At 67.0% G+C, this 19,419-nt stretch carries 22 protein-coding genes and 1 pseudogene; 17 read left to right on the forward strand and 6 right to left on the reverse strand.

Going from position 1 to position 19,419, the window contains the following annotated elements; genetic code table 11:
• Nucleotides 1–56: 56 nt before the first annotated feature.
• From JNK84_RS01665 to JNK84_RS01715, 11 genes are all read left to right on the forward strand, one after another.
• The gene (locus tag JNK84_RS01665; RefSeq protein WP_293419782.1) at nt 57–842 is read left to right on the forward strand and encodes an IclR family transcriptional regulator; all 786 of its coding nucleotides are present in this window, start codon (nt 57–59) and stop codon (nt 840–842) included.
• 228 nt (nt 843–1,070) lie between these two features.
• Nucleotides 1,071–2,222: an ABC transporter substrate-binding protein gene (locus JNK84_RS01670; RefSeq protein WP_293419785.1), complete on the forward strand. Its 1,152-nt coding sequence runs from the start codon at nt 1,071–1,073 to the stop codon at nt 2,220–2,222.
• 19 nt (nt 2,223–2,241) lie between these two features.
• Nucleotides 2,242–3,132: a branched-chain amino acid ABC transporter permease gene (locus JNK84_RS01675; protein WP_293419788.1), complete on the forward strand. Its 891-nt coding sequence runs from the start codon at nt 2,242–2,244 to the stop codon at nt 3,130–3,132.
• Nucleotides 3,129–4,064 (forward strand): branched-chain amino acid ABC transporter permease, encoded by a 936-nt coding sequence (locus tag JNK84_RS01680; protein WP_293419791.1) that lies wholly within the window; start codon nt 3,129–3,131, stop codon nt 4,062–4,064. The genes JNK84_RS01675 and JNK84_RS01680 overlap by 4 nt, the downstream gene beginning before the upstream one ends.
• Complete coding sequence (locus tag JNK84_RS01685; RefSeq protein WP_293419794.1) at nt 4,061–4,849, forward strand: ABC transporter ATP-binding protein; 789 nt, start codon at nt 4,061–4,063, stop codon at nt 4,847–4,849. Before JNK84_RS01680 ends, JNK84_RS01685 begins: the two co-directional genes overlap by 4 nt.
• Complete coding sequence (locus JNK84_RS01690) at nt 4,836–5,552, forward strand: ABC transporter ATP-binding protein (protein ID WP_293419797.1); 717 nt, start codon at nt 4,836–4,838, stop codon at nt 5,550–5,552. Before JNK84_RS01685 ends, JNK84_RS01690 begins: the two co-directional genes overlap by 14 nt.
• A 33-nt stretch (nt 5,553–5,585) precedes the next feature.
• Nucleotides 5,586–6,350 (forward strand): SDR family NAD(P)-dependent oxidoreductase, encoded by a 765-nt coding sequence (locus JNK84_RS01695; RefSeq protein ID WP_293419800.1) that lies wholly within the window; start codon nt 5,586–5,588, stop codon nt 6,348–6,350.
• The gene (locus JNK84_RS01700; RefSeq protein ID WP_293419804.1) at nt 6,343–7,098 is read left to right on the forward strand and encodes an SDR family NAD(P)-dependent oxidoreductase; all 756 of its coding nucleotides are present in this window, start codon (nt 6,343–6,345) and stop codon (nt 7,096–7,098) included. Before JNK84_RS01695 ends, JNK84_RS01700 begins: the two co-directional genes overlap by 8 nt.
• Nucleotides 7,099–7,119: 21 nt before the next feature.
• Entirely contained in the window at nt 7,120–7,947 is an 828-nt protein-coding gene (locus JNK84_RS01705; protein WP_293419807.1) for a polysaccharide deacetylase family protein, read from the forward strand.
• Nucleotides 7,948–8,003: 56 nt separating this feature from the next.
• Complete coding sequence (locus JNK84_RS01710) at nt 8,004–8,525, forward strand: hypothetical protein (RefSeq protein WP_293419810.1); 522 nt, start codon at nt 8,004–8,006, stop codon at nt 8,523–8,525.
• A 184-nt stretch (nt 8,526–8,709) separates the two neighbouring features.
• Complete coding sequence (locus tag JNK84_RS01715; RefSeq protein WP_293419813.1) at nt 8,710–8,874, forward strand: hypothetical protein; 165 nt, start codon at nt 8,710–8,712, stop codon at nt 8,872–8,874.
• Between the two features lie 59 nt (nt 8,875–8,933).
• Here the strand turns inward: JNK84_RS01715 and JNK84_RS23545 are convergent.
• From JNK84_RS23545 to JNK84_RS01730, 3 genes and pseudogenes are all read right to left on the reverse strand, one after another.
• Nucleotides 8,934–10,171: pseudogene (locus JNK84_RS23545) on the reverse strand (YeeE/YedE family protein).
• A gap of 285 nt (nt 10,172–10,456) precedes the next feature.
• The gene (locus JNK84_RS01725) at nt 10,457–10,750 is read right to left on the reverse strand and encodes a hypothetical protein (RefSeq protein WP_293419815.1); all 294 of its coding nucleotides are present in this window, start codon (nt 10,748–10,750) and stop codon (nt 10,457–10,459) included.
• A gap of 111 nt (nt 10,751–10,861) precedes the next feature.
• Complete coding sequence (locus tag JNK84_RS01730) at nt 10,862–11,350, reverse strand: hypothetical protein (RefSeq protein WP_293419818.1); 489 nt, start codon at nt 11,348–11,350, stop codon at nt 10,862–10,864.
• A gap of 354 nt (nt 11,351–11,704) precedes the next feature.
• Here JNK84_RS01730 and JNK84_RS01735 point away from each other — a divergent pair, with 354 nt between their 5' ends.
• The 3 genes from JNK84_RS01735 to JNK84_RS01745 all read left to right on the forward strand — a co-directional run bounded on the left by JNK84_RS01735 (nt 11,705) and on the right by JNK84_RS01745 (nt 14,509).
• A complete protein-coding gene (locus JNK84_RS01735; protein ID WP_293419821.1) occupies nt 11,705–12,934 on the forward strand; it encodes a hypothetical protein in 1,230 nt (409 codons plus the stop codon).
• Nucleotides 12,931–13,527: a protein-S-isoprenylcysteine O-methyltransferase gene (locus JNK84_RS01740; protein ID WP_293419824.1), complete on the forward strand. Its 597-nt coding sequence runs from the start codon at nt 12,931–12,933 to the stop codon at nt 13,525–13,527. Before JNK84_RS01735 ends, JNK84_RS01740 begins: the two co-directional genes overlap by 4 nt.
• Before the next feature lie 253 nt (nt 13,528–13,780).
• A complete protein-coding gene (locus JNK84_RS01745) occupies nt 13,781–14,509 on the forward strand; it encodes a lipase (RefSeq protein ID WP_293419827.1) in 729 nt (242 codons plus the stop codon).
• On the opposite strand, the gene JNK84_RS01750 is transcribed toward JNK84_RS01745, so the two are convergent.
• Together JNK84_RS01750 and JNK84_RS01755 are read right to left on the reverse strand one after the other, a co-directional pair.
• Nucleotides 14,491–16,092, reverse strand: a complete 1,602-nt coding sequence (locus tag JNK84_RS01750) for a peptide chain release factor 3 (RefSeq protein ID WP_293419830.1) — start codon at nt 16,090–16,092, stop codon at nt 14,491–14,493. The two genes, JNK84_RS01745 and JNK84_RS01750, sit on opposite strands and share 19 nt — an antisense overlap.
• Nucleotides 16,089–16,751: a class I SAM-dependent DNA methyltransferase gene (locus tag JNK84_RS01755; RefSeq protein ID WP_293419833.1), complete on the reverse strand. Its 663-nt coding sequence runs from the start codon at nt 16,749–16,751 to the stop codon at nt 16,089–16,091. The genes JNK84_RS01750 and JNK84_RS01755 overlap by 4 nt, the downstream gene beginning before the upstream one ends.
• Nucleotides 16,752–16,832: 81 nt before the next feature.
• Between JNK84_RS01755 and JNK84_RS01760 the strand changes: the two genes are divergently transcribed.
• Nucleotides 16,833–17,915 carry a TRAP transporter substrate-binding protein gene (locus JNK84_RS01760; RefSeq protein ID WP_293419836.1) on the forward strand — a complete coding sequence of 361 codons (1,083 nt, stop codon included), beginning with the start codon at nt 16,833–16,835 and terminating at the stop codon, nt 17,913–17,915.
• Nucleotides 17,916–17,955: 40 nt separating this feature from the next.
• Entirely contained in the window at nt 17,956–18,528 is a 573-nt protein-coding gene (locus JNK84_RS01765) for a HutD/Ves family protein (protein ID WP_293419839.1), read from the forward strand.
• 5 nt (nt 18,529–18,533) lie between these two features.
• Here JNK84_RS01765 and greA read toward each other — a convergent pair whose 3' ends face one another.
• Nucleotides 18,534–19,010 carry a transcription elongation factor GreA gene (gene greA, locus JNK84_RS01770; RefSeq protein WP_293419842.1) on the reverse strand — a complete coding sequence of 159 codons (477 nt, stop codon included), beginning with the start codon at nt 19,008–19,010 and terminating at the stop codon, nt 18,534–18,536.
• A 218-nt stretch (nt 19,011–19,228) separates the two neighbouring features.
• On the opposite strand from greA, the gene ykgO reads away from it, so the two are divergent.
• Nucleotides 19,229–19,354: a type B 50S ribosomal protein L36 gene (gene ykgO, locus JNK84_RS01775; RefSeq protein WP_293419845.1), complete on the forward strand. Its 126-nt coding sequence runs from the start codon at nt 19,229–19,231 to the stop codon at nt 19,352–19,354.
• Nucleotides 19,355–19,419 lie beyond the last annotated feature (65 nt).

Raw genomic sequence — 19,419 nt, forward strand, 5'->3', positions numbered from 1 at the left:
GCACAATCGGTGGAAAGTCCAGCCGGCCGGGACCGCGCGCCGCAGAGCCGCGTTCCGTGCCGAAGGCAAACGGGCAGGCCAGCGCGCCAGCAGTCGATGACCGTCTTTTCCTGCAGTCCGTTGCCCGTGCGATCGATGTGCTGGAAGCCTTCGCGCAAAGCCCCAAGCCGAAATCACTCGGCGAGATCGCCGCCGCTGCGGGCGTCAACAAGAGCGCGGCGCAGCGCATCGGCCTAACGCTGCTGAGCCGAGGCTACCTTGAGCGCGCCGACAGCGGCGGGCTGATGCTTGGCCGCAAGCTGCTCGACAGGTCGTTCGACTATCTGCGCTCGAACCCGCTGATCGAGCGGGCGCTGCCGGTTCTCACCGATCTGCGCAAGCAGGCCGGCGAACGCACCGACCTGTCGCTGTTCGACCGGACCACGATCATCTACGCCACACGCCTGCAGAGCAAACGCGAGACCTTCTACGCGACGCTCGCGGGCCGGCGCATTCCGACTTTCACCTCGTCCGGCGGGCGCGCCTGTCTCGCCCTGCTGCCGGATCCGGAGGTGGATGAGATCCTGGAGCGCTCCGAGCGGCGGCCGATGACGCCGAAATCGATCACCGAGCCCGCCAAGGTATGGGCGAAGATCCGGGAGGCGCGGCGCGACGGCTATGCCTGTTCGGTGGAGGAATCGCTCATCGGTGAGATCGCCGTGGGCGCCGCCATATCCGACAGCCGCAGGCGGCCGCTGGGCGCGATCCATATAGCCGGCTCGCTCAGCGAGTGGTCGGTTGAGGATTTCCGCCGCCGGTTTGCCCCGCTCGCTTCCGAGGCCGCTCGCGCTCTGAGCGGCTGAGCTGCCTTTTCGGTCCTATCCGCTCCGTCCGACCGGCCGGCCGCCAAGCCTACGCGCCGAGCGCGACGCCGCGCGGACTTGCAGCATGCTCGTGAGTTAGGCGCGACACGACAATCATTCATGCGTTTCGGAATGGCTGATCCGTTTGACACTCCACGGGAGTCCGTCGCACAATATCGATATAGCCGTATCGACAAGCGATATATCGTCAACTTCTGGAGTGGGTCCATGGCAACGCTTTCCCGTCGTCACATGCTCAGCATTCTCGGCGCCAGCGTGGCTGCGCCGGCCATCGTGCGTGCGCAGTCGTCGGAGCCGCTGAAGATCGGCGGCATGCTGCCGCTGTCGGGCCCCGCCAGCATCGAGGGGCGTCAGATCATTCTCGGCCTCCAGTTCGCCGTCGAGGAAATCAATGCCAAGGGCGGCGTCTTCGGCCGTCGGATCGAACTCGTCATGGAAGACGACGAGAGCAACTCGACCAAGGGCGTTACCGCGGTGCGCCGTCTGATCGAGCGCGAGAAGGTGCCGTTCATCGTCGGCACCTACGCGACGGGCGTTGCGGCAGCGGCGTCCAAGGTGTCGGCGGAATACAAGGTCCCGATGCTTTCCGGCGGTTCGACCGGCGCGCTCGCCACCGACCAGAACACGCCCGGCGACCCCTGGTTCTTCCGTTCGTGGCCGGACAGCAATGCTCAGGGCGAGGACACCGCCAGGGCGATTGTCGACAAGTTCAAGAAGACCAAGGTCGCGATCATTCACGACAACACCAATTACGGCGTGACCCTCGCCGAGCAGGTGACGCGCGTCGTCGGCACTGCCGGCGGCTCGATCGTGTCGCGTGACAGCTACAATGCCGGCGAGCAGGATTTCTCCTCCATGCTCACCAAGCTGCGCACCCAGCGTCCCGAGGCAGTCTATATCGGCGGCTGGGCGGGTGACGGCGCCAACATCCTCCGCCAGGCGGCCGAGATCGGCCTGCGCGCGCAGTTCGTCGGTTCGGGTTCGATGCTGTCGGACGACTTCATCCGTCTCGCCGGCCCGGCCTCCGAAGGCTTCGCGGTTGCGAGCCTCTACGAGGCGTCGACGCCCAATCCGGTCGGCAAGGCCTTCGGCGAGCGCTTCCGCGCCAAGCACAATCAGGACGCCAACACGTTCTCCTCGCTCGGTTACGACTCGACCACCATCGCACTCGAGGCGATGCGCCGCGCGGGCAAGCCGGATGGCGCCGAGATCCAGAAGGTGCTGAAGAGCGGGATGAAGGACTTTCCGATCGTTCAGGGGCCTGCCGGCACCATGGCGTCGTTCAACGCCAAGGGCAGCGTCGACTTCCCGAACTTCATCGCAGTCATCAAGGACGGCAAGCGCCGCCTCGACATCTGATCGCCTGAAGTCCCCCGTTATGGATCTCTTCCTGCAATACCTCGCCAACGGCGTGGTGATCGGCAGCACTTATGTGCTGGTCGCGGTCGGCCTCACGTTGATCTTCGGCATTCTCGGCGTGGTGAACTTCGCCCATGGCGAGTTCTACATGATCGGCGGTTATGCCGGCATCTTCGCGATCACCGTTCTGGGCCTGCCGGTCCTTCCGGCGGTGGCGGTCGTGCTGGCGACCGCGGCCGTGGTCGGCATCGCCGCGGAAGCGATCCTGCACAAGCCGATGAAAAACCGTGACGCGACGAGCTCGATCATTTCCTCGTTCGGGCTTGCCGTGGCGCTTCAGAACGCGACGCTGATCGTGATGGGACCGCAGCCTCAGCGGCTCAATCTCGACGTCTCGAAGATCCCGATCCTCTCGTCGCTGCCGACGGATTTCGGCCCGGTCTTCCTGCCGCAGCAGCGCACGCTCATTCCCCTGACGATGGTGCTGCTGATCGCCATCCTCTACGTCGTGCTGCGCTACACCTGGACGGGCCGCAGCCTGCGCGCCATGGCGCAGCACGCCACCGTCGCACGGCTCTGCGGCGTGAGGGTCGAGCGGGTCGCCGTGGTAACGTTCATGGTCGGCGCGGCGCTGGCCGGCATCGCCGGCATGCTGATGTCGTCGATCTTCCTCGTCTATCCGATCGTCGGCAACATGATCGCGCTCAAGGCCTTCACCGTGGTGATCCTCGGCGGCATGGGCAACGTCGCCGGCGCAGCTGCGGCGGGTCTCCTGCTCGGCATCACGGAGTCGCTGACGTCCGGCTACATCGCCAATTCGATGCGCGACATCGTCGGCTTCGTCTTCGTCATCCTGGTGCTGCTGTTCCGTCCGCAGGGCCTGTTCGGCAAGGCGGTCGACCGGTCATGAAAACGCTTCTCGCAGCCATTCCGGCGGTCGCGCTTCTCGCCGTCGCGCCGTTCGGTCTCGGGGGTTACGAGACCAACGTGCTGATGATGGTGCTGTTCTTCGTCATCCTCGCGGTCGGCCTCGATCTCGTCTCCGGCTATTGCGGCCAGTTCTCCTTCGCCACCGGCGCCTTCTATGGGGTCGGCGCCTACACGGCGGCGATCATGAGCCGCGACCTCGGAACCTCCATCTGGGTCCATCTGCCGGCGGGCGCCATCGTCGCCGGTCTGTTCGGTCTGCTGCTCGGCATTCCCGCGCTTCGGCTGAAGGGCCACTTCCTGGCCATCGTAACCATCGCGTTCCAGACAATCGTCTATCTGGTGATCTCGCAGTGGACTTCGTTCACCGGCGGTCAGGTCGGTCTGACCATGCCGAATGCAGGTCCGGTCCGCATCTTCGGCGTGACGCTGTTCGAGTTCGGCTCGCTGCGGTCCTATTACTGGCTGACGCTGGCGATGACCGTGATCTGCCTCATCCTTGCCTGGCGGCTGATCCATTCGCGCCTCGGCCGCGAATGGGTGGCGATCCGCGACGACGAGACGCTCGCCGGCGCGGTCGGCCTCGACACGACGCGCGGCAAGCTGACAGCCTTCGTCGCCTACGCGGCGCTGGCGGGCGTCGCGGGCGTGCTCACCGCCCATTCGCTGCGCGGCGTGACGCCGGACGACTTCACCATCTGGATCTCGGCGACGGTCGTCGCGATGATGGTGGTCGGCGGTCGTGGGACCTTCGTCGGCCCGATCATCGGAGCTGCGTTCCTCGCGACGCTGCCCGAGTTCCTCGGCAAGTTCGCCGAGTACAAGATGCTGATCTACGGCGTTCTGCTCGTTCTCGCCATTACGCTGGTGCCTGAAGGCGTCGTCGGCCGCTGGCGCGCGAGGACCTCCCGATGACCGTGCCGATCCTCGAAGCCAGGGCCATCACCAAGCGGTTCGGCGGCGTCACCGCCGTCAACGCGGCGAGCCTCACCGTCGGCAAGGGCCAGATCGTCGGGCTGATCGGCCCGAACGGCTCCGGCAAGTCGACCATGGTCAATCTCGTCACCGGCGAGATGACGCCGGACGAGGGGCAGTTCCTGTTCAACGGCCACGAGATCACCGCGCTGCCGTCCTATCGGCGGGCGCGGCTCGGCATGGCGCGGTCGTTCCAGCTGCTCAGGCTGTTTTCCTCGCTGAGCGTCGAGGACAATCTCGTCCTCGCCAACCACATGCGGATGCAGTCGAGCCTGACCGCCTCGATCCTCGACCGGGCTGCCGCCCGCGAGGAGGAGGCCGCGGCCCGCAAGCGCGCACGCGAACTGCTCGCCTGGTTCGACCTTCAGGAATTTGCCTCGCGGCCGGTGACGGCGCTCTCCATCGGCCAGCAGCGCATGGTGGAGCTCGCCCGCGGCATGATGAGCGAACCGACCCTGTTCGTGCTCGACGAGCCCGCGGCCGGCCTGTCGCCGCCGAATGTCGACCGGCTCATTCAGCTGATCCGCCGCATGCGCGACGAGTTCGGCATGAGCATCCTCCTGGTCGAGCATGTCATGCGCGTCGTGCGCGACCTCTGCGACCATGTCGTGGTGCTCGATTCCGGCGAGAAGATCGCGGAAGGCGAGCCGGAGGCCGTGGTGAAGGACCCGGTCGTCGTGGAGGCCTATATCGGAACGGGATGGAAGCGCCGTGCTCAGGGTTGAGAACCTCGTCGCCGGCTACGGGCGTACGCGCATCCTCCATGGGGTGAGCCTCAACGTGCCTAAGGGCGGGCTCGTCGCCCTGCTCGGCGGCAACGGCACCGGCAAATCCACCACCCTGAAGTCCATTGTCGGCCTCGTCGACGTGCAGGAAGGGCAGGTCGTCCTCAACGATCAGGTGGTCAACACCGTGCCGCCCGAGCAGCGCTCGGCGCTCGGCCTGTCGCTGGTGCCCCAGGGCAAGGAGGTCTTCGCCGCCATGAGCGTCGAGGAAAACCTGCTGATGGGCGCTTTCCACCGCCGCAGGGACAGGGCCGGCATCGCCGCCGACCTGGAGGGTGTCTACCAGCGCTTCAAGCGGCTGCGAGAGCGGCGCAAGGTCAATGCCGGCATGCTCTCCGGCGGCGAGAGGCAGATGCTGTCCATCGGCCGGTCGCTGATGGCGCGCCCTTCCGTGCTGCTCCTGGACGAACCATCGGCTGCGCTCGCGCCGCGCATCGTCGAGGAGATAGCGGAAGCGATCCTCGGTCTTCGGGCGCTCGGGCTGACGCTCCTGCTAGTCGAGCAGAATGTCGGCATGGCCCTCGACATCGCGGACTACATCTACGTCATCCGCGGCGGTCGCATCGCCTATGAGCGCGAGGTCGGCAGCGGCATCGCGATGGAAGAGTTGCAGGAATTCTATCTCGGCGGGCAGGAGCACTAGGGCTCCGCACGGCGGCAGGCAGAGAGGCATGGCATGGCGGGACGCTTCGAGGGCCGCGTTGCGGCAGTGACCGGGGCCGCAGGCGCGCTCGGCCGCGCAAGTGCGGCGGGGCTCGCGAATGAGGGGGCGAGGGTGCTCCTGTTCGACCGCGATGCCGAAGGTCTCAAGTCAACCGCGGCGCTCTGTCCCGGTTCGGTTATCGTGGCCGGCGATGCGGCGAGCGCCGCCGATGTCGCCCGCGCCGCGGAGACCGCCCGCAAGGAACTCGGCCCGGTCGAGCTGCTGGTGGCGGCCGCCGGTATGGTAGGCCCTTCGAAAATCGCCATCGAGGTCGACGAGAAGGATTTCGACCTGGTCTTCGACGTCAACGTCAAGGGCCCCTGGCTCGCCGCGAAGTACTTCATTCCGCAGATGCGCGAGATCGGTCGCGGTTCGGTCGTGCTGTTCTCGTCCACGGCCGGCCTCCAGGGCTCGCCGGTCCTGTCGGTCTATTCGGCGTCCAAGGGCGCCGTGACGCTGCTGACCAAGAGCCTCGCGCTCAACCACGCGACCGAGAACATCCGGGTGAACTGCGTGTGCCCCGGCACGATCGACAGCCCGATGAACGACCGCGCTATCGCCGATGCCGGCGATGCGGCGGCGCAGGCTGCCCGCGCGGCGTTTCAGAAGGCGAAGCACCCGATGAACCGCTTCGGCACGCCGGACGAAGTGGCAGGGGCCGTTCTCTATCTTCTCAGCGATGCCGCCGGCTTCACCACGGGCGTCGCACTGCCGGTCGATGGAGGCCGCGTTGCCTGATCCCAATCGTTTCGCCGGCAAGGTCGCCATCGTCACGGGCGCCGCCCGCGGAATCGGCGAGGCCATTGCCGAACGCTTCGTCGCCGATGGCGCGAAAGTGCTGCTCGTGGACCTGATCCCGGAGGTCGAGGCGACGGCTCGGCGCCTTGGACAGATCGCGCTGGCCAAAAGCGTCACCGACCGCGATGCGGGCGCGGCCATTGCCGATGCGGCCCTGAAAGCCTTCGGCCACATCGACATCCTCGTCAACAATGCCGGGATTGGCGGGTCGAAACGGTTGCTCGATTCCGACGACGCCCTCATCGATCGCTTCATCGACACGAATCTCAGCGCCGTGCTGCGCGTGACGCGGGCGATCGTCCCGCACCTGCCGAGGCCGGGCGGCCGGATCGTCAACATCTCCTCGATCTTCGGCCTCACCGGCTATCCCGGCACGACCGCCTATGCCGTCGCGAAGGCGGGCGTCGCGCAGTTCACCAGGCAGCTCGCGGGCGAACTCGCGCCCGAGGGCATCCTCGTCAACGCGATCGCTCCGGGCCTGATCGCAACGCCGATGACGTCCGGCCATCTGCAGAACGCGCTCTACCAGCGCCTCATGGTCGAGGGCACGCCGATGGAGCGCAAGGGCGAGCCGAAGGACATTGCCGGGCCCGTGGCCTTCCTTGCCTCGGACGACGCCGCCTTCGTCACGGGCACGGTGCTGCCGGTCGATGGCGGGTTCCTCGCCGCGCGCCACGGCAAAGTCTGATTGCGACAGGGAGACGAGACGATGCACGACATGAGCGTCCGCTGGCCGAATGGTGCGCGCTGCGCCGTGATGCTGACCTTCGATTTCGACGCGGAGACCCTCTGGACCTCGCGCGACCCGAACAACGTGAATCGTCCCGGCGTGCTGAGCCAGGGCCGGTACGGCGCCAAGGTCGGAGTGCCGAAAATCCTCGACACACTGCGCGACGAGGACATCAAGGCGACGTTCTTCGTGCCGGGCTGGACCGCCGAGAACCACACCGACCGGGTCGAAATGATCCTGAAGGACGGTCACGAGATCGGCCACCACTCCTATTCGCACAAGTGGGTCTCTGGCGATCCGCAGGCCGAGATCGAGGAGATGGAGAAGGGGCTGGAGGCGCTGAAGCGCACGGTCGGCGTCGTGCCCAAGGGCTACCGCTCGCCGGCCGGTGAGGTCTCCACGGGCCTGTTCAAGCTGCTCCAGAAGCACAATTTCCTCTACGACTCCTCGCTGATGGACGACATCAACCCCTACCGCCACGTCCTGCCGGACGGGTCCAAGGGGCCGGTGGAGCTGCCCTGGCACTGGAGCCTGGACGATGCTCCCTTCGCACTGTTCTCGGTCCAGACGCCGCGGCCGATCTTCACCAACGAGCACATGCTGTCGGTCTACAAGGAGGAATTCCGCGAGATCTACAGGTGGGGCGGTCTGTTCGACATGATCTTCCACCCGCAGGTCGGCGGCCGGCCGAGCCGCGTGGCGCTGATCCGTGAGCTGATCGCCTTCATCCGCACCTTCCCTGACGTGTGGTTCGCCACCGGCACCGAGATCGCGGAGCACTGGGTCAGGGAATACGAGGGGGCTTGACGCTGGCCTTGGATGCGCAAGGCCCTATGTTCCCAGTCGGAACATGGAAGAGGCTGATGCATCTGAAGTCCATTCTCGCCGCTGCCGTCGTCGCCTCGGGCCTTTTGCTGGCCGGTGGAGCGGCTGCCCAACCGGCGGGCGCGCCAGCCGATCAGGCCCGCGCGTTCCTGACCGACTATTTCGCGGCGGAGCAGCGGCCGCCGCGCCGCGCGCAACGCAAGTTCGAGGAGTGGATGACCTCGCGCTTTGCGGCGCTCTACCGGCAGGCTCAGGCGCGCTCGCGCAATGCCGAGGAGCCGTTCCTGCAGGCTGATCCCGTCCTGAACGCGCAGGACAGCGACCGCCCGGGCGACATCCGCATCGAGACTGTCGGCGGCCCGCCGGACCGGCCGGAGGTGCGCGTTTCATTCCGTGTTTTTGCCGGAGATCAGGCGCGCACGACGCAGATCCTCGTCTTCGCCGAGGATCGCGGGGAATGGCGGCTGTTCGACATCCGGACCCCGCAGGAGGGCGGCGGCACGTCCAGCTTCCGGCAGTACACGGAGCGCTATCTGGGGCAGGGCCGACCGCGCCGGTAGCGCCCGGATTCTCCGTGCCTGCGACAGCTGGCGGAATTGGGGGCGGTGTCTCCGGGCTTCAACGAGGAGCAAGCGTCCGCAATGGCAGAGAGGTGAGGAACAGGGTGTCTTGAACCTGCTGATGCGCAGACGACACCCATGATCACGGGCCGCGCGATGCGGCCCCTCCGTCAGGAGAACCGCGATGCCCCAGTCTCACGTGATGACAGCCGGCGCAGTCGCATTTGACGAAGCCCCGGCCCTTCGTCCCATTCGCAAGATCTCGCTCGACCGCTCGAACAAGGGCGTTGTCCGGCCCGCCGGCGGCATCCAGGGCTGGGCGCGCGCCTTCCTGCGCGAAGGGCTCTGACCAAGGCGTTCTCGCGTGAAGCGGGCGCCGGGGCGCGTGACGCAAGCGCGGATGCGCTGCTAGCGGCGAGGCTCCAGCCCGAATAGCGGGCGCAGCTTCGTGCCGATCCAGATGCCCGGCAGCGCGGCGGCGATCCACAGCCAGCCGTGCAGGCTGCCGGAGGCGACTCCCGAGAAATAGGCGCTGACATTGCAGCCCGTCGCCATGATGGCGCCGAAGCCGAGCAGCAGGCCGCCGAAGATCGAGCCCAGCGCCGGACCGATACCGATCTTCCAGACCGGCGCGAACCTTCCGGCAAGCCCGGTGGCGGCGAGAGCGCCGACGATCAGTCCGACATTCATCACCGTGGTGGTGTCGGTCAGCAGGCTGCGGTGCAGTGCCTCGGCGCGGGTCGGCTCGTCCCAGTAGGCCCAGAAGTTGGGATCGTCGAGGCCGAAGCGATCGACGGCATGTGAGCCCCACAGCGCAAAGGCCTGCGTGATGCCCCAGGGGCGGCCGGCGAGCAGCAGCGTCGCGAAATTGAGGATTGCGAGCGCCAGCGCGGCCCAGGCGAAAGGCCACGGGCCGGTGAGGAGGCGCCGGCCGGAGCGCTTTCCGTCGGAAGGCGTTGCGAAGATCGGCTCGACCCGGCCCGTGCGGCGCTTCTCGGCCCGGGTGACCGCGAATGCGACGGCGGCAAACACGGCGAGGTTCAGGACGAGGGCTGGCAGGAAGCCCAGCGTCTCGATCAGGGAGATGCCGGGAATGTCGGGCAGCGCGCCCCAGCTCTCATAGGTGAAGGCGGCGAGGGTCGCGCCCGCGACGAAGAAGACCAGCGTCATCAGCATGCGCGTGCCGCCACCGCGACCGTGTAGAGCGTGCCGGAGCCGCAGCCACCGGCGATCTGCATGCCGATGCCGAACAGGAAGGCGCCGAGTGCGACCTCCAGGCCGACCGGGAAGACGAAACCGCGAACAGGCTGGCCGGCGACGGTGCCCGCGGCAAGCACCGGGAAAAACAGGAGGACCGCCGCCGCGAGCATCAGCAGCTGCGCGCGGATGTGAGCGCTGTGGCCATCGATCAGGAAATTGCGAAAGCCGGCCGCAAAGCCGAACGAGGCATGATAGAGCGCGAGGCCGAGACCGGCCCCGACCAGCCAGAGCGCGGCGAGCCGCCAGCCGGCCGCCTGGAACGTCACCGCCGAACCAGCGGTGATGAGCGCGAGCGCAATGCCGAGCACAGCCGTCTGGCTGTCGAAAGCCATCGAACCCTGCGCCCGGCGCGGGGCGGAAACGTTGCTGGTCGAGATATTCGCCATGACGATCGAGACCCGTTGAAAAGGCGGACGGGAGGGTGCCCATTCCACCCTGCTGATCCCGGATAAAGGCCATCGCGCCGGGGCCGTTCAAGGGGTTGCGAAAGAAAAGACCGTGCGGCCTAAGGCTCTCGCCGATCTTGGAAATTGCAATCTGTGAAAGCAGCCTATGTGGAAATATTTTCGATGACGCTGATCGATATGCGGCGACGTCAGTCAAAATTTCTCTACCCTGAGATCCGGGATCGCCGCTCGACATCGCGCGACGGTGGCGCCTCGAGAGGCTTCTCAGCGGTGACCGTTGCCGGGGATGACCGGCTGCCCGCAGTTGCGGTGGCCGGCCTCCATGCAGGCGAGATAGCGCGAACTCGACCTCAGCTGATCGAAGACCACATAGGTCGCGATGCCGAGCAGCGTGGCGAGCAGGGCGGCGAGGATGTTCTGACGCGACCGCACCCTGCTGTCCCAGGCGTTGAAGCCGGGCCGCTCGGGCTCGCCGCGCTGGTGCTCGACGCTCCAGGTCGGCGGGCGTCGCAGCAGCAGGGGCCTGTCGTCCTTTTTCGGGTCGTCGCTGCCGCTCATCGGCCAAGACCTCGTGCCTGCGCGAAGCGGTCGCCACGACGCCGTTCCGGAGGATGAACGAGAATAGTCCGATTTGGTTTCCCGGTCGAATGCGGACGAACGGGAGACGGTTCAGCCCGCCTGCTCGCGCGCGATGACGAGGCCGAGGACGGCGAGGAAGGCCAATGTCAGGCCGACGAAGCCGGGCACCGGTTTCCAGGCCATTTCCCACTCCGCTTTCGCTTGCGACCAGCCTTCCGGCAACTGGCTGTCCAGTTCGGCGCGTCCGAGACGCAGCACGTACCACGAGACGGCCCGGAGCAGGGTCATGCCGAGCCAGATGATCAGCGGCGCCAGCGTGAGCGCCTTGAAGAACAGCAGGGAGCAGGGCTCTTCCCATAGCATGACATAGAGCGCGAGCCAGGCGGCGGCGGGAAGCAGCATGGGCACGCTGTAGGAGGGGTGGCTGGTCAGATAGGCGTAGCTCACCTGCCAGCGCGTGTTCCACGCCACCAGCGCGTCGCTCTGGACGAAGGGCGTCCAGGTTTCGATGAGGACACGCGGGCGGAATACGTCCCGCAGCAGCCAGCCGAGAAGGGCGAGCCCGAGCGTCAGCACCACCCAGTCTGTCGTGTCGAGCGAAGGACCACCGCCTTGTGCAGGACGCCGTGCCGCGTTGCTGGACGATCTTGGCGATGAAGGCCGCCACCATCAGCCCGCCCATATATTCGGTGACCATGATCTGGATGATGCGCGGAACCCGCGACCCCACCCGATCGAAGGCGAGCACGCCCGACCAGATCCTGCGTCCAATGCCCATGCGCTGCCCTCGATTCGCCGCCTGCGGCGGATTTTGCCAACCAATGCAACGAAATACCAACATTGCCCGATGTGGCGCGGCGGAACTGGCATAAGGCGCCCGCGCGTGGCATCACTCACCCCCCGGGCAGGCCGGGCCGCGCCGTTCGGTAGCCGATGACAGCCACGATCAAGACACGACGGGTCTATCTGCTCGCAGGTTACGAACCACTCGGGCCGGAGGCGCATCACCACCGGTTCGCGCGCGAAATCCGTCGCTTCGAGAAGACCTGGTCGCTTCGCGCCGAGGTCGGGCCGCTGACCATGCCGGCCGGAGTGCCGGTGGCATATTGGGATGCGCGTGTCAGCGGGCCCGATTTCGAGACACAGGCCGATGTCCGCCTGCTGCGCTGGGACGATGTCGTCGCACAGGACATGGACACACCCATGGCACTGCGCCTGCCGCGCTACCTGCTGGCGGCGGGCGACATCCTCTTCACCGGCACCTTCTTCCGCTACATCGCCGCCTACTGGCGCTATTCGCTGTTCGCCGGCTATCCGGCCGTGCTGCTGCTCGTCATCGGCGCCCTGTCCTGGTTCGCCGGCTGGCTCTGGGCGTTTGCCGGCCTCCCGGACACGGCTGTCACAAGGGTCGCCGTCGGCATCATCGCCGCGACCGCATTGCTGATGCTGGCAAGCGGGCGTCTGCATCTCAACTACATGCTCAGCGACTGGATTTTTGCGCGCGACATGATGCGTCGCCGGCGGCCCAAGATCGAGGCGCGCGCCGAGGCTTTCGCGGCGGAGATCGCAGCCGGGGTGGGAGCGGGCGATGTCGACGAGGTCGTGGTAATCGGCCACAGCCTCGGGGCGGCATGGATGGTGGAAGCGGTGGCAAAGGCGCTGCAAAGGGATCCCGAGCTTGCTCGGCGCGGCTTTCCGCTCGGGCTCGCGGGTGTCGGTTCCTCTACGCTCAAGATCGCGCTGCACCCCGCCGCGGGATGGCTGCGCCAGTCGGTGAAGCGCGTCGCGGACGAGCCGGCCATCACCTGGGCCGAATATGACAGCCACGTCGATTTCATCTGCTTCTACAAGAACAACACGGTCGAGGCGCTTGGACTAAAGGCCGTCTCGAAGCCCGTACGCCGCTCGATCCGCCTGTCGCGCATGCTTGCGCCCGAGACCTGGAGCCGGTTCCGCGGCAATCTGCTGCGCATCCATCGGCAATATGTGATGGGCAACGAGCAGCGCTACGCCTACGACTTCCACATGATCGCCTGCGGACCCTTCGCCTTCGCCGATATCGTCGCCCACGGAGATCGCCTGCCAGGCGCACTCGGGGCCGACGGTTCCCTCGCGGGCGCGACCACGCCGCTCGCCGCCTCCGAAAGCTCCGCTGCCCGATGACCCGCTTCGCCGCCCAGATGATCGTTCTCCTCGGCATTGTCGGCTGGGGCGCCATCCGCATCCCCCATGAGGTCAAGAACAAGCGGAAGAACCGCATCGACGTCAGCGCGGTGGACCTGCAGGAGCGTGTTCTGCTGCTGATCTCGCTGACGGGCCTTGGTATCCTGCCCATCGCCTATTGCCTGCTGCGCGGCCGTGGATTCCTCGTCTTCGCCGATTATGGCTTCTTCGCCGCGCAGGCCTGGCTTGGCGTTTTCGTGTTCGCCGGGGCACTCGCCCTGTTCCTCGCAACCCACCGCCAGCTCGGCCGCAACTGGTCTCAGACGCTGGAATTGCGCGAGGGACACACGCTGGTCACCGGCGGCGTCTACCGCCTCGTCCGCCACCCGATGTACAGCGCCTTCTTCCTGTGGGGGATAGCGCAGGCCCTGCTGTTGCAGAATTGGATCGTGGGGCCTGCGGGACTGATCGGTTTCGGTGTCCTCTACGCGTTCCGCGTCGGCCGCGAGGAGGCCATGATGCGCGAAGCCTTCGGGGCCGAATATGCCGCCTACGAAGCGCGGACCAAGCGGGTCGTGCCGTTCATCCACTAGCGCGGCGGCGATGCCGCTGTTGCCGCCCCGCCATGGCCGGCTGAAACAGTTTCGGTCAATTCGCGGCATTCCGGCAACACATGGCGCGAATTGAGTGCCGCTGGGGCATCCGTTTCGTCGTTGCCGCGTTGACCGCGGGCGAGGCGGGCATTCAGTCTGGGTTAACCACGTTGAGTCAGGTTGCTGCTGTGTCCCGCCGGAACCATCCGGGTTCCGCAAGGTTGAGAAGCGGTCCTTGGGGCTGAGGTTGGCAATGAGCATGTCGAAGCGCGCCCGCTGCATGGCGCTGGCGTTTTCCGGAATCCTCCTGGCGGGTTGCCAGACGACGGCGCAGACGAGCGGCGAAGGCGGCGCCACGGTACAGATGGCGCGCGATGCGATTGCGCGCGGCGACCTCTACTCTTCCGCGAATGCGCGTCACGCACGCGTTCAGCAGATTGCGCCGCGCATCTATCTCTTCCGCGGCCTTGCCAATGTTTTCTCCCAGGGCATGGATGACCTCGGAGCCAAGCTGCGCGCGCGCGGCTACAACGCCACCGTGCACGAGTATGGCGCCTGGAACACGGTCGCCTCTGAAATCCTGCAGAACCAGCGTGCGACCGGCGGGCGGCATCAGGCCGTCATCATCGGCCATTCGCTCGGCGCCAATGCCGTGACCGACATCTCCAACGCGCTCGCGCGCAACGGCGGCTCGGTGGCGCTCGCCGTCGCCTTCGATCCGACGGTCAGGCAGCCGCTCGCCGGCGGCGCGCGGCGCTATGTCAACCTGTTCCAGTCGAACAATGGCTGGGGCGCCTCGGTGGCAGCCGCGCCGGGCTATCGCGGGCGGCTCGAGAACATCGACCTGCGCCAGTCCGGCAACCTGACGCACTTCAACATCGACAAGGATGCCCGCCTGCACAGCCAGGTGATCGGCTGGGTGGCGCAGGCGATCGGCGGCGGCAGCCGCCGCGTGGCCGGCCGTCAGGCGGCGGCGCGCTGATAGTCCTTGATCGCCGAGAAGGTGATGCCGGGCGCTCGCTCCTCCTCGTAGCGGAGCGAGAAGGCCGACGAGGCCATATAGACCGGAGCTCCGTCGAGATCGCGTGCCATCGATGAGCCGTGGCTGTCGATGAAGCCGTCGAGCTTTTGCGGGTCGTCCGAGGTGATCCAGCGACAGACCGAGAACTGGCAGGGGTCGAAGTCGACGGGCAGGGTGTATTCGGCGGAGAGCCGCTCCTTCAACACGTCGAGCTGCAGCGCGCCGACGACGCCGACAATGGCCGGCGAGCCGTCATTCGGCACGAACAGCTGAACAACGCCTTCCTCGCCCATCTGTTGCAGCGCCTCACGCAGTTTCTTGGCCTTCATCGCGTCCTTCAGCTTGACGCGGCGGAGCTGTTCGGGGGCGAAGCTCGGCACGCCCTTGAAGACGATATCCTCGCCGTCGGTCAGCGTGTCGCCGATCCTGAGCGTGCCGTGGTTGGGAATGCCGACGATGTCGCCGGCATAGGCCTCCTCCGCCAGTTGGCGATCCTTGGCGAAGAAGAACTGCGGGGCGTTCAGCGGCATGGGCTTGCCGGTGCGCACGAGCTTCGCCTTCATGCCGCGCGCCAGCTTGCCCGAGCACACCCGCAGGAAGGCGATCCGGTCGCGATGGTTCGGGTCCATATTCGCCTGGATCTTGAACACGAAGCCGCTCATCTTCGGCTCGTCGGCGAGCACGGTCCGGCTCTCGGCGACCTGCGCGCGCGGCGGCGGGGCGTAGGCGATCAGGGCGTCGATCAGGTCCTGAACGCCGAAGGTGCGCAGCGCCGAGCCGAAATAGACCGGCGTCATGTGGCCCTCGCGATAGCTGTCGAGGTCAAAGGGCTTTGCGCCTTCCTTCGCCAGCAGCGCGCTCTCGCGCCAGCCGTCGGCACCGTTCGGCAGGAGCTCGTCGAAGATCGCCGCTTCCGGGCCGTTGACCTTGATCGGCTCCTCGTCGCGGTCGATGCGGCGCACGTGATTGTGGACGAGGTCGTAGGTGCCGGCGAATTCGCGGCCCGACCCGATCGGCCAGGTCATCGGCACGGTGTCGAGGGCGAGGGCCTTCTCCACATCGTCCATCAGGTCGAAGGGGTCGCGGCTCTCGCGGTCCATCTTGTTGACGAAGGTGATGATCGGGATGTCGCGCAGGCGGCAGACCTCGACCAGTTTGCGCGTGCGGTCCTCGACGCCCTTGGCGCCATCGATCACCATGATCGCGGAATCGACCGCCGTCAGCGTGCGATAGGTGTCCTCCGAGAAGTCCTCGTGGCCTGGCGTGTCCAGCAGATTGAAGACGCCGCCGCCATACTCGAAGGTCATCACGGAGGTGACGACCGAGATGCCGCGCTGTCTCTCGATGGCCATCCAGTCGGACGAGGTCTGCCGGCGGCCCTGCTTGGCCTTGACCTCGCCGGCGAGCTGGATCGCGCCGCCGAACAGCAGCAGCTTTTCGGTCAGCGTGGTCTTGCCGGCGTCCGGGTGCGAGATGATCGCGAAGGTGCGCCGGCGCGAGGCGGGGGTATCGCCGGCCCGGATATTGGTTTGCGGAGCGTTCATGGCGCGCGGTTTAGCGGCGCGGGGCTTGTCGGGTCAACAATAACGCGCCTGCGCGCCAGCCAGACCGTGTGACTGCCGCAATCGGGGTCCTCGACGACATGCCGGACGACGTCAAAGCCGGAAGCGTCGAGCAGCGAGCGATATTCGGCCGGCGCAAGGCTCGCATGGAACAGCGGATCGCCATAGAGGCTGCCGACGACTTCCCCGTCCGAGGGACCCGAGGTGAATAGCAGCGATCCGCCCGGAGCGACATGGCGCGCGAAGACTGGGAACATCGCGCGCTGGTCGTTGCGGGGGAGGTGAAAGAAGCTGTCCCAGGCGACGACGGCACCGAATATCCGTCCGAGATCCAGTCGCCGCATGTCCGCTGCGATCCACTCGTGCCCCGGAAAGCGCCCACGGCAGACAACGATCATGGCCTCGGCGACGTCGACGCCGGTGACGCGGAATCCTTCGGACACAAGATGGGCCGCGATGGGCTGACCCGTGCCGCAGCCGAGATCGAGAACCCGCGCGCCGGGACGGAGCCCTTCGATGGCAGCTGCCAGGTGGTCGCGCTCCATCAGGTCGCGGCCACGCTCGCGGTCGAAATCCCCCGTATGCTTCTCGTAGAAGGCGGGTACATCGGCGGCGTGCCGGTCATTCATGTCCGATGCCATCTGCTGTCCTGCGCAATCGCCCGGTTGCGTTCTGCGGTTCGCCACTTAACGTAGCGTCCGGCGCTTCCGGGGGATGCCTTCATGTCGTTCAAGCTATCGCGAGTTCTGGCCGCACTGTCGTTCGGCCTTCTGACGCAGTCTGCCATGGCGCAGCAGCCGAGCCTTCCCGCTGGTCCGCCCATCTCGATCCAGATGGTGACGCAGCTTTCGCCGTCGATCCCGCAATATACCAAGGTCGACATCCCCATGCTGCGCGAGGCGTTGCCGACCCGCTCCAACGGGCGCATCCGCGTGACGCTGGCCAGCTGGCCGGAGCGCAACCTGTCCGGTCCCGACCTGATCCGCGTGCTGCGCTCGGGCCAGATCGACCTTGCCGGCATGGCGCTTCCGACGGTCGCCGGCGACGTGCCGCTGCTCGATATCATCGACATGTCCGGCCAGAACCCGTCGCATGAGCAGGGCCGGCGCATCGCCAACGCCATGCTGCCGACGCTCAACAAGGAGCTGGAGCGGGTCGGCATCAAGATCGTCGCCTTCTATCCTTTCCCCGGTCAGGTGCTGTTCTGCCGCGACCCCGTCACCAGCCTCGCCGACCTCAAGGGCCGGCGCGTGCGCACGCCCGGCGGCTCGCAGAACGACTTCATCCAGTCGGTCGGCGGCCAGCCGGTCGCTATCGGCTTCCCGGAGGTCTATTCGGCGCTCGAGCGCGGCGTGGTCGACTGCGCGGTGACCGGCACGGCCACCGGCAATGGCGCGCGCTGGTACGAGGTGACGCGCTATCTCTACACGCTGCCGATCCAGTGGGGCGTTGCCGCCTATGCGGTGAATCTCAACTGGTGGAACCGGCTCGACCCCGCCGTCCGCGATTTCCTGCAGGCCTATATGAACGAGGTCGAGGAAGCCCAGTGGAAGCTCGGCGCCGAACTCACCGAGGACGGCATCCAGTGCAATGCCGGCAATGCCGCCGGCTGCAAGATCGGCCATGTCGTCACCAACCGGCCGATGACCATCACCCGCGAGACGCCGGCCGATGTGGCGCTGCTGCGCGAGGCTATGCAGAAGGTCGTGCTGCCCGCCTTCGTGCGTCGCTGCGGCGCGCGCTGCGGCGAGATCTACAACCAGATCGTCTCGCCTATCAGCGGCATCCGCTACACGGCGCAGTGACGGGCCCGGAAGGAACGGCGCCCGCAAGCATGAGGCCCGCATGATCCGCCTGCTCGACCCGGCCGGGTTCAAGACCGTTCCCTGGAAGAATGGCGGCGGCACCGCCACCGATTTCGCCGTCGAGCTTGCGCCCGACGGCGATGTCGCCTGGCGGGTCGGGACCGCCGGCATCCTGAGGGACGGGCCGTTCTCCGACTATGCGGGCGTGGCGCGGACCTTCACCATCGTCGAGGGGCCGGGCGTGCATCTCGACTTCGCGGGCGAGGGCTCCCGTACGCTCGACCGCGACCAGCCGACGCGCTTTCCCGGCGCGCCGGCGCCCTATTGCCGCCTGCGCGACGGGCAGGCGGCAACAGCGTTCAACCTGCTGACTCGCGAGGGCTTTGCTTCCGGCGACGTCGAGATCAGGCGTGGCCGCGCTGCCGAGGAACCCATTGCCGCTGCGCCGGTCGTCGTGCTCGCGGCGATCGAGGAGGCCTGGAGCCTCACGGCGGACGGCGAGACGGTGGTGGTCGGGCAGGGTTGGGCTGCGCGCGTCGAAGGCGCGGCGGCGATCTCGGCGTCGTCGGCCATCGGCGGGCGAGCGGCGATCGTGACCATCGCGCGCCGCTGACGCGCTCAACCGATCGTGACGATCTCCACCTCGCCGTCGCCGACGACGGCGGCGTCGCCGACGCCCTTGCCCATCAGCGCCCTAGCGACCGGCGAAACATAGGAAACCGTCCCCTTGGAAGGCTCGGCCTCGTCCTCGCCGACGATTCGGAAGGTCTGACGACGACCGTCCTGCCTGTCGAAGGTCACGCGGCTGCCGAAATGGACGCGGCCGTCGCCCGGCGGCGGGTCCATGAGCTGGGCGCTGGCGCGCCGCGCGGTATAGTAGCGGAAATCGCGGCTGGCGCGCGCGAAGGCCAGGCCGGTCGCGTCTTCACCGGCATCCTTCGCGGCCGTTACGGCGGTCCGGGCTGCCTCCAGCGCGGCCTCGATCAGCGCAAGGCCTTCCGGCGTCACCAGGTTGGGGTGCGGCGAGATCGGCCGATCCTGCAGGTTGGCCTCGGTGCCGTCCCTGTCGTTTTCCTTGGTGAAGGCGACGCTCATGGCGGCCTCCCTGTCGTTGCGGCGCGCTGGCCATCATGGTCATCTGGGGGCGAACGAGCTTACCGCCAAGTAGGCTGGCCGGATACTGGCTTGCCGCCTGGCGCCAACCTTGACAGTCGCCGCTGCGGCACGTATAGCCCGCGCCTCCCGTTCATCGAGGTGCTGACCGTCGGGTTTCCCGGCTCCGGCTGCCTCGTTCGCCTCAAAGGATCGCCGCCATGAAGGTCCGCAATTCGCTGAAGTCGCTGCGCGGTCGCCATCGCGACAATCAGATCGTGCGCCGCAAGGGCCGCGTCTACATCATCAACAAGACCCAGAAGCGCTTCAAGGCGCGTCAGGGCTGAGCCAGCCTGCGCCGGCTTTGCCGGTGCGCTGGCATTGCGGCAGGCGGGTTCACGCGCCTGTCATT

It is taken from the genome of Phreatobacter sp. (assembly GCF_016793595.1).
GTDB lineage: Bacteria > Pseudomonadota > Alphaproteobacteria > Rhizobiales > Phreatobacteraceae > Phreatobacter.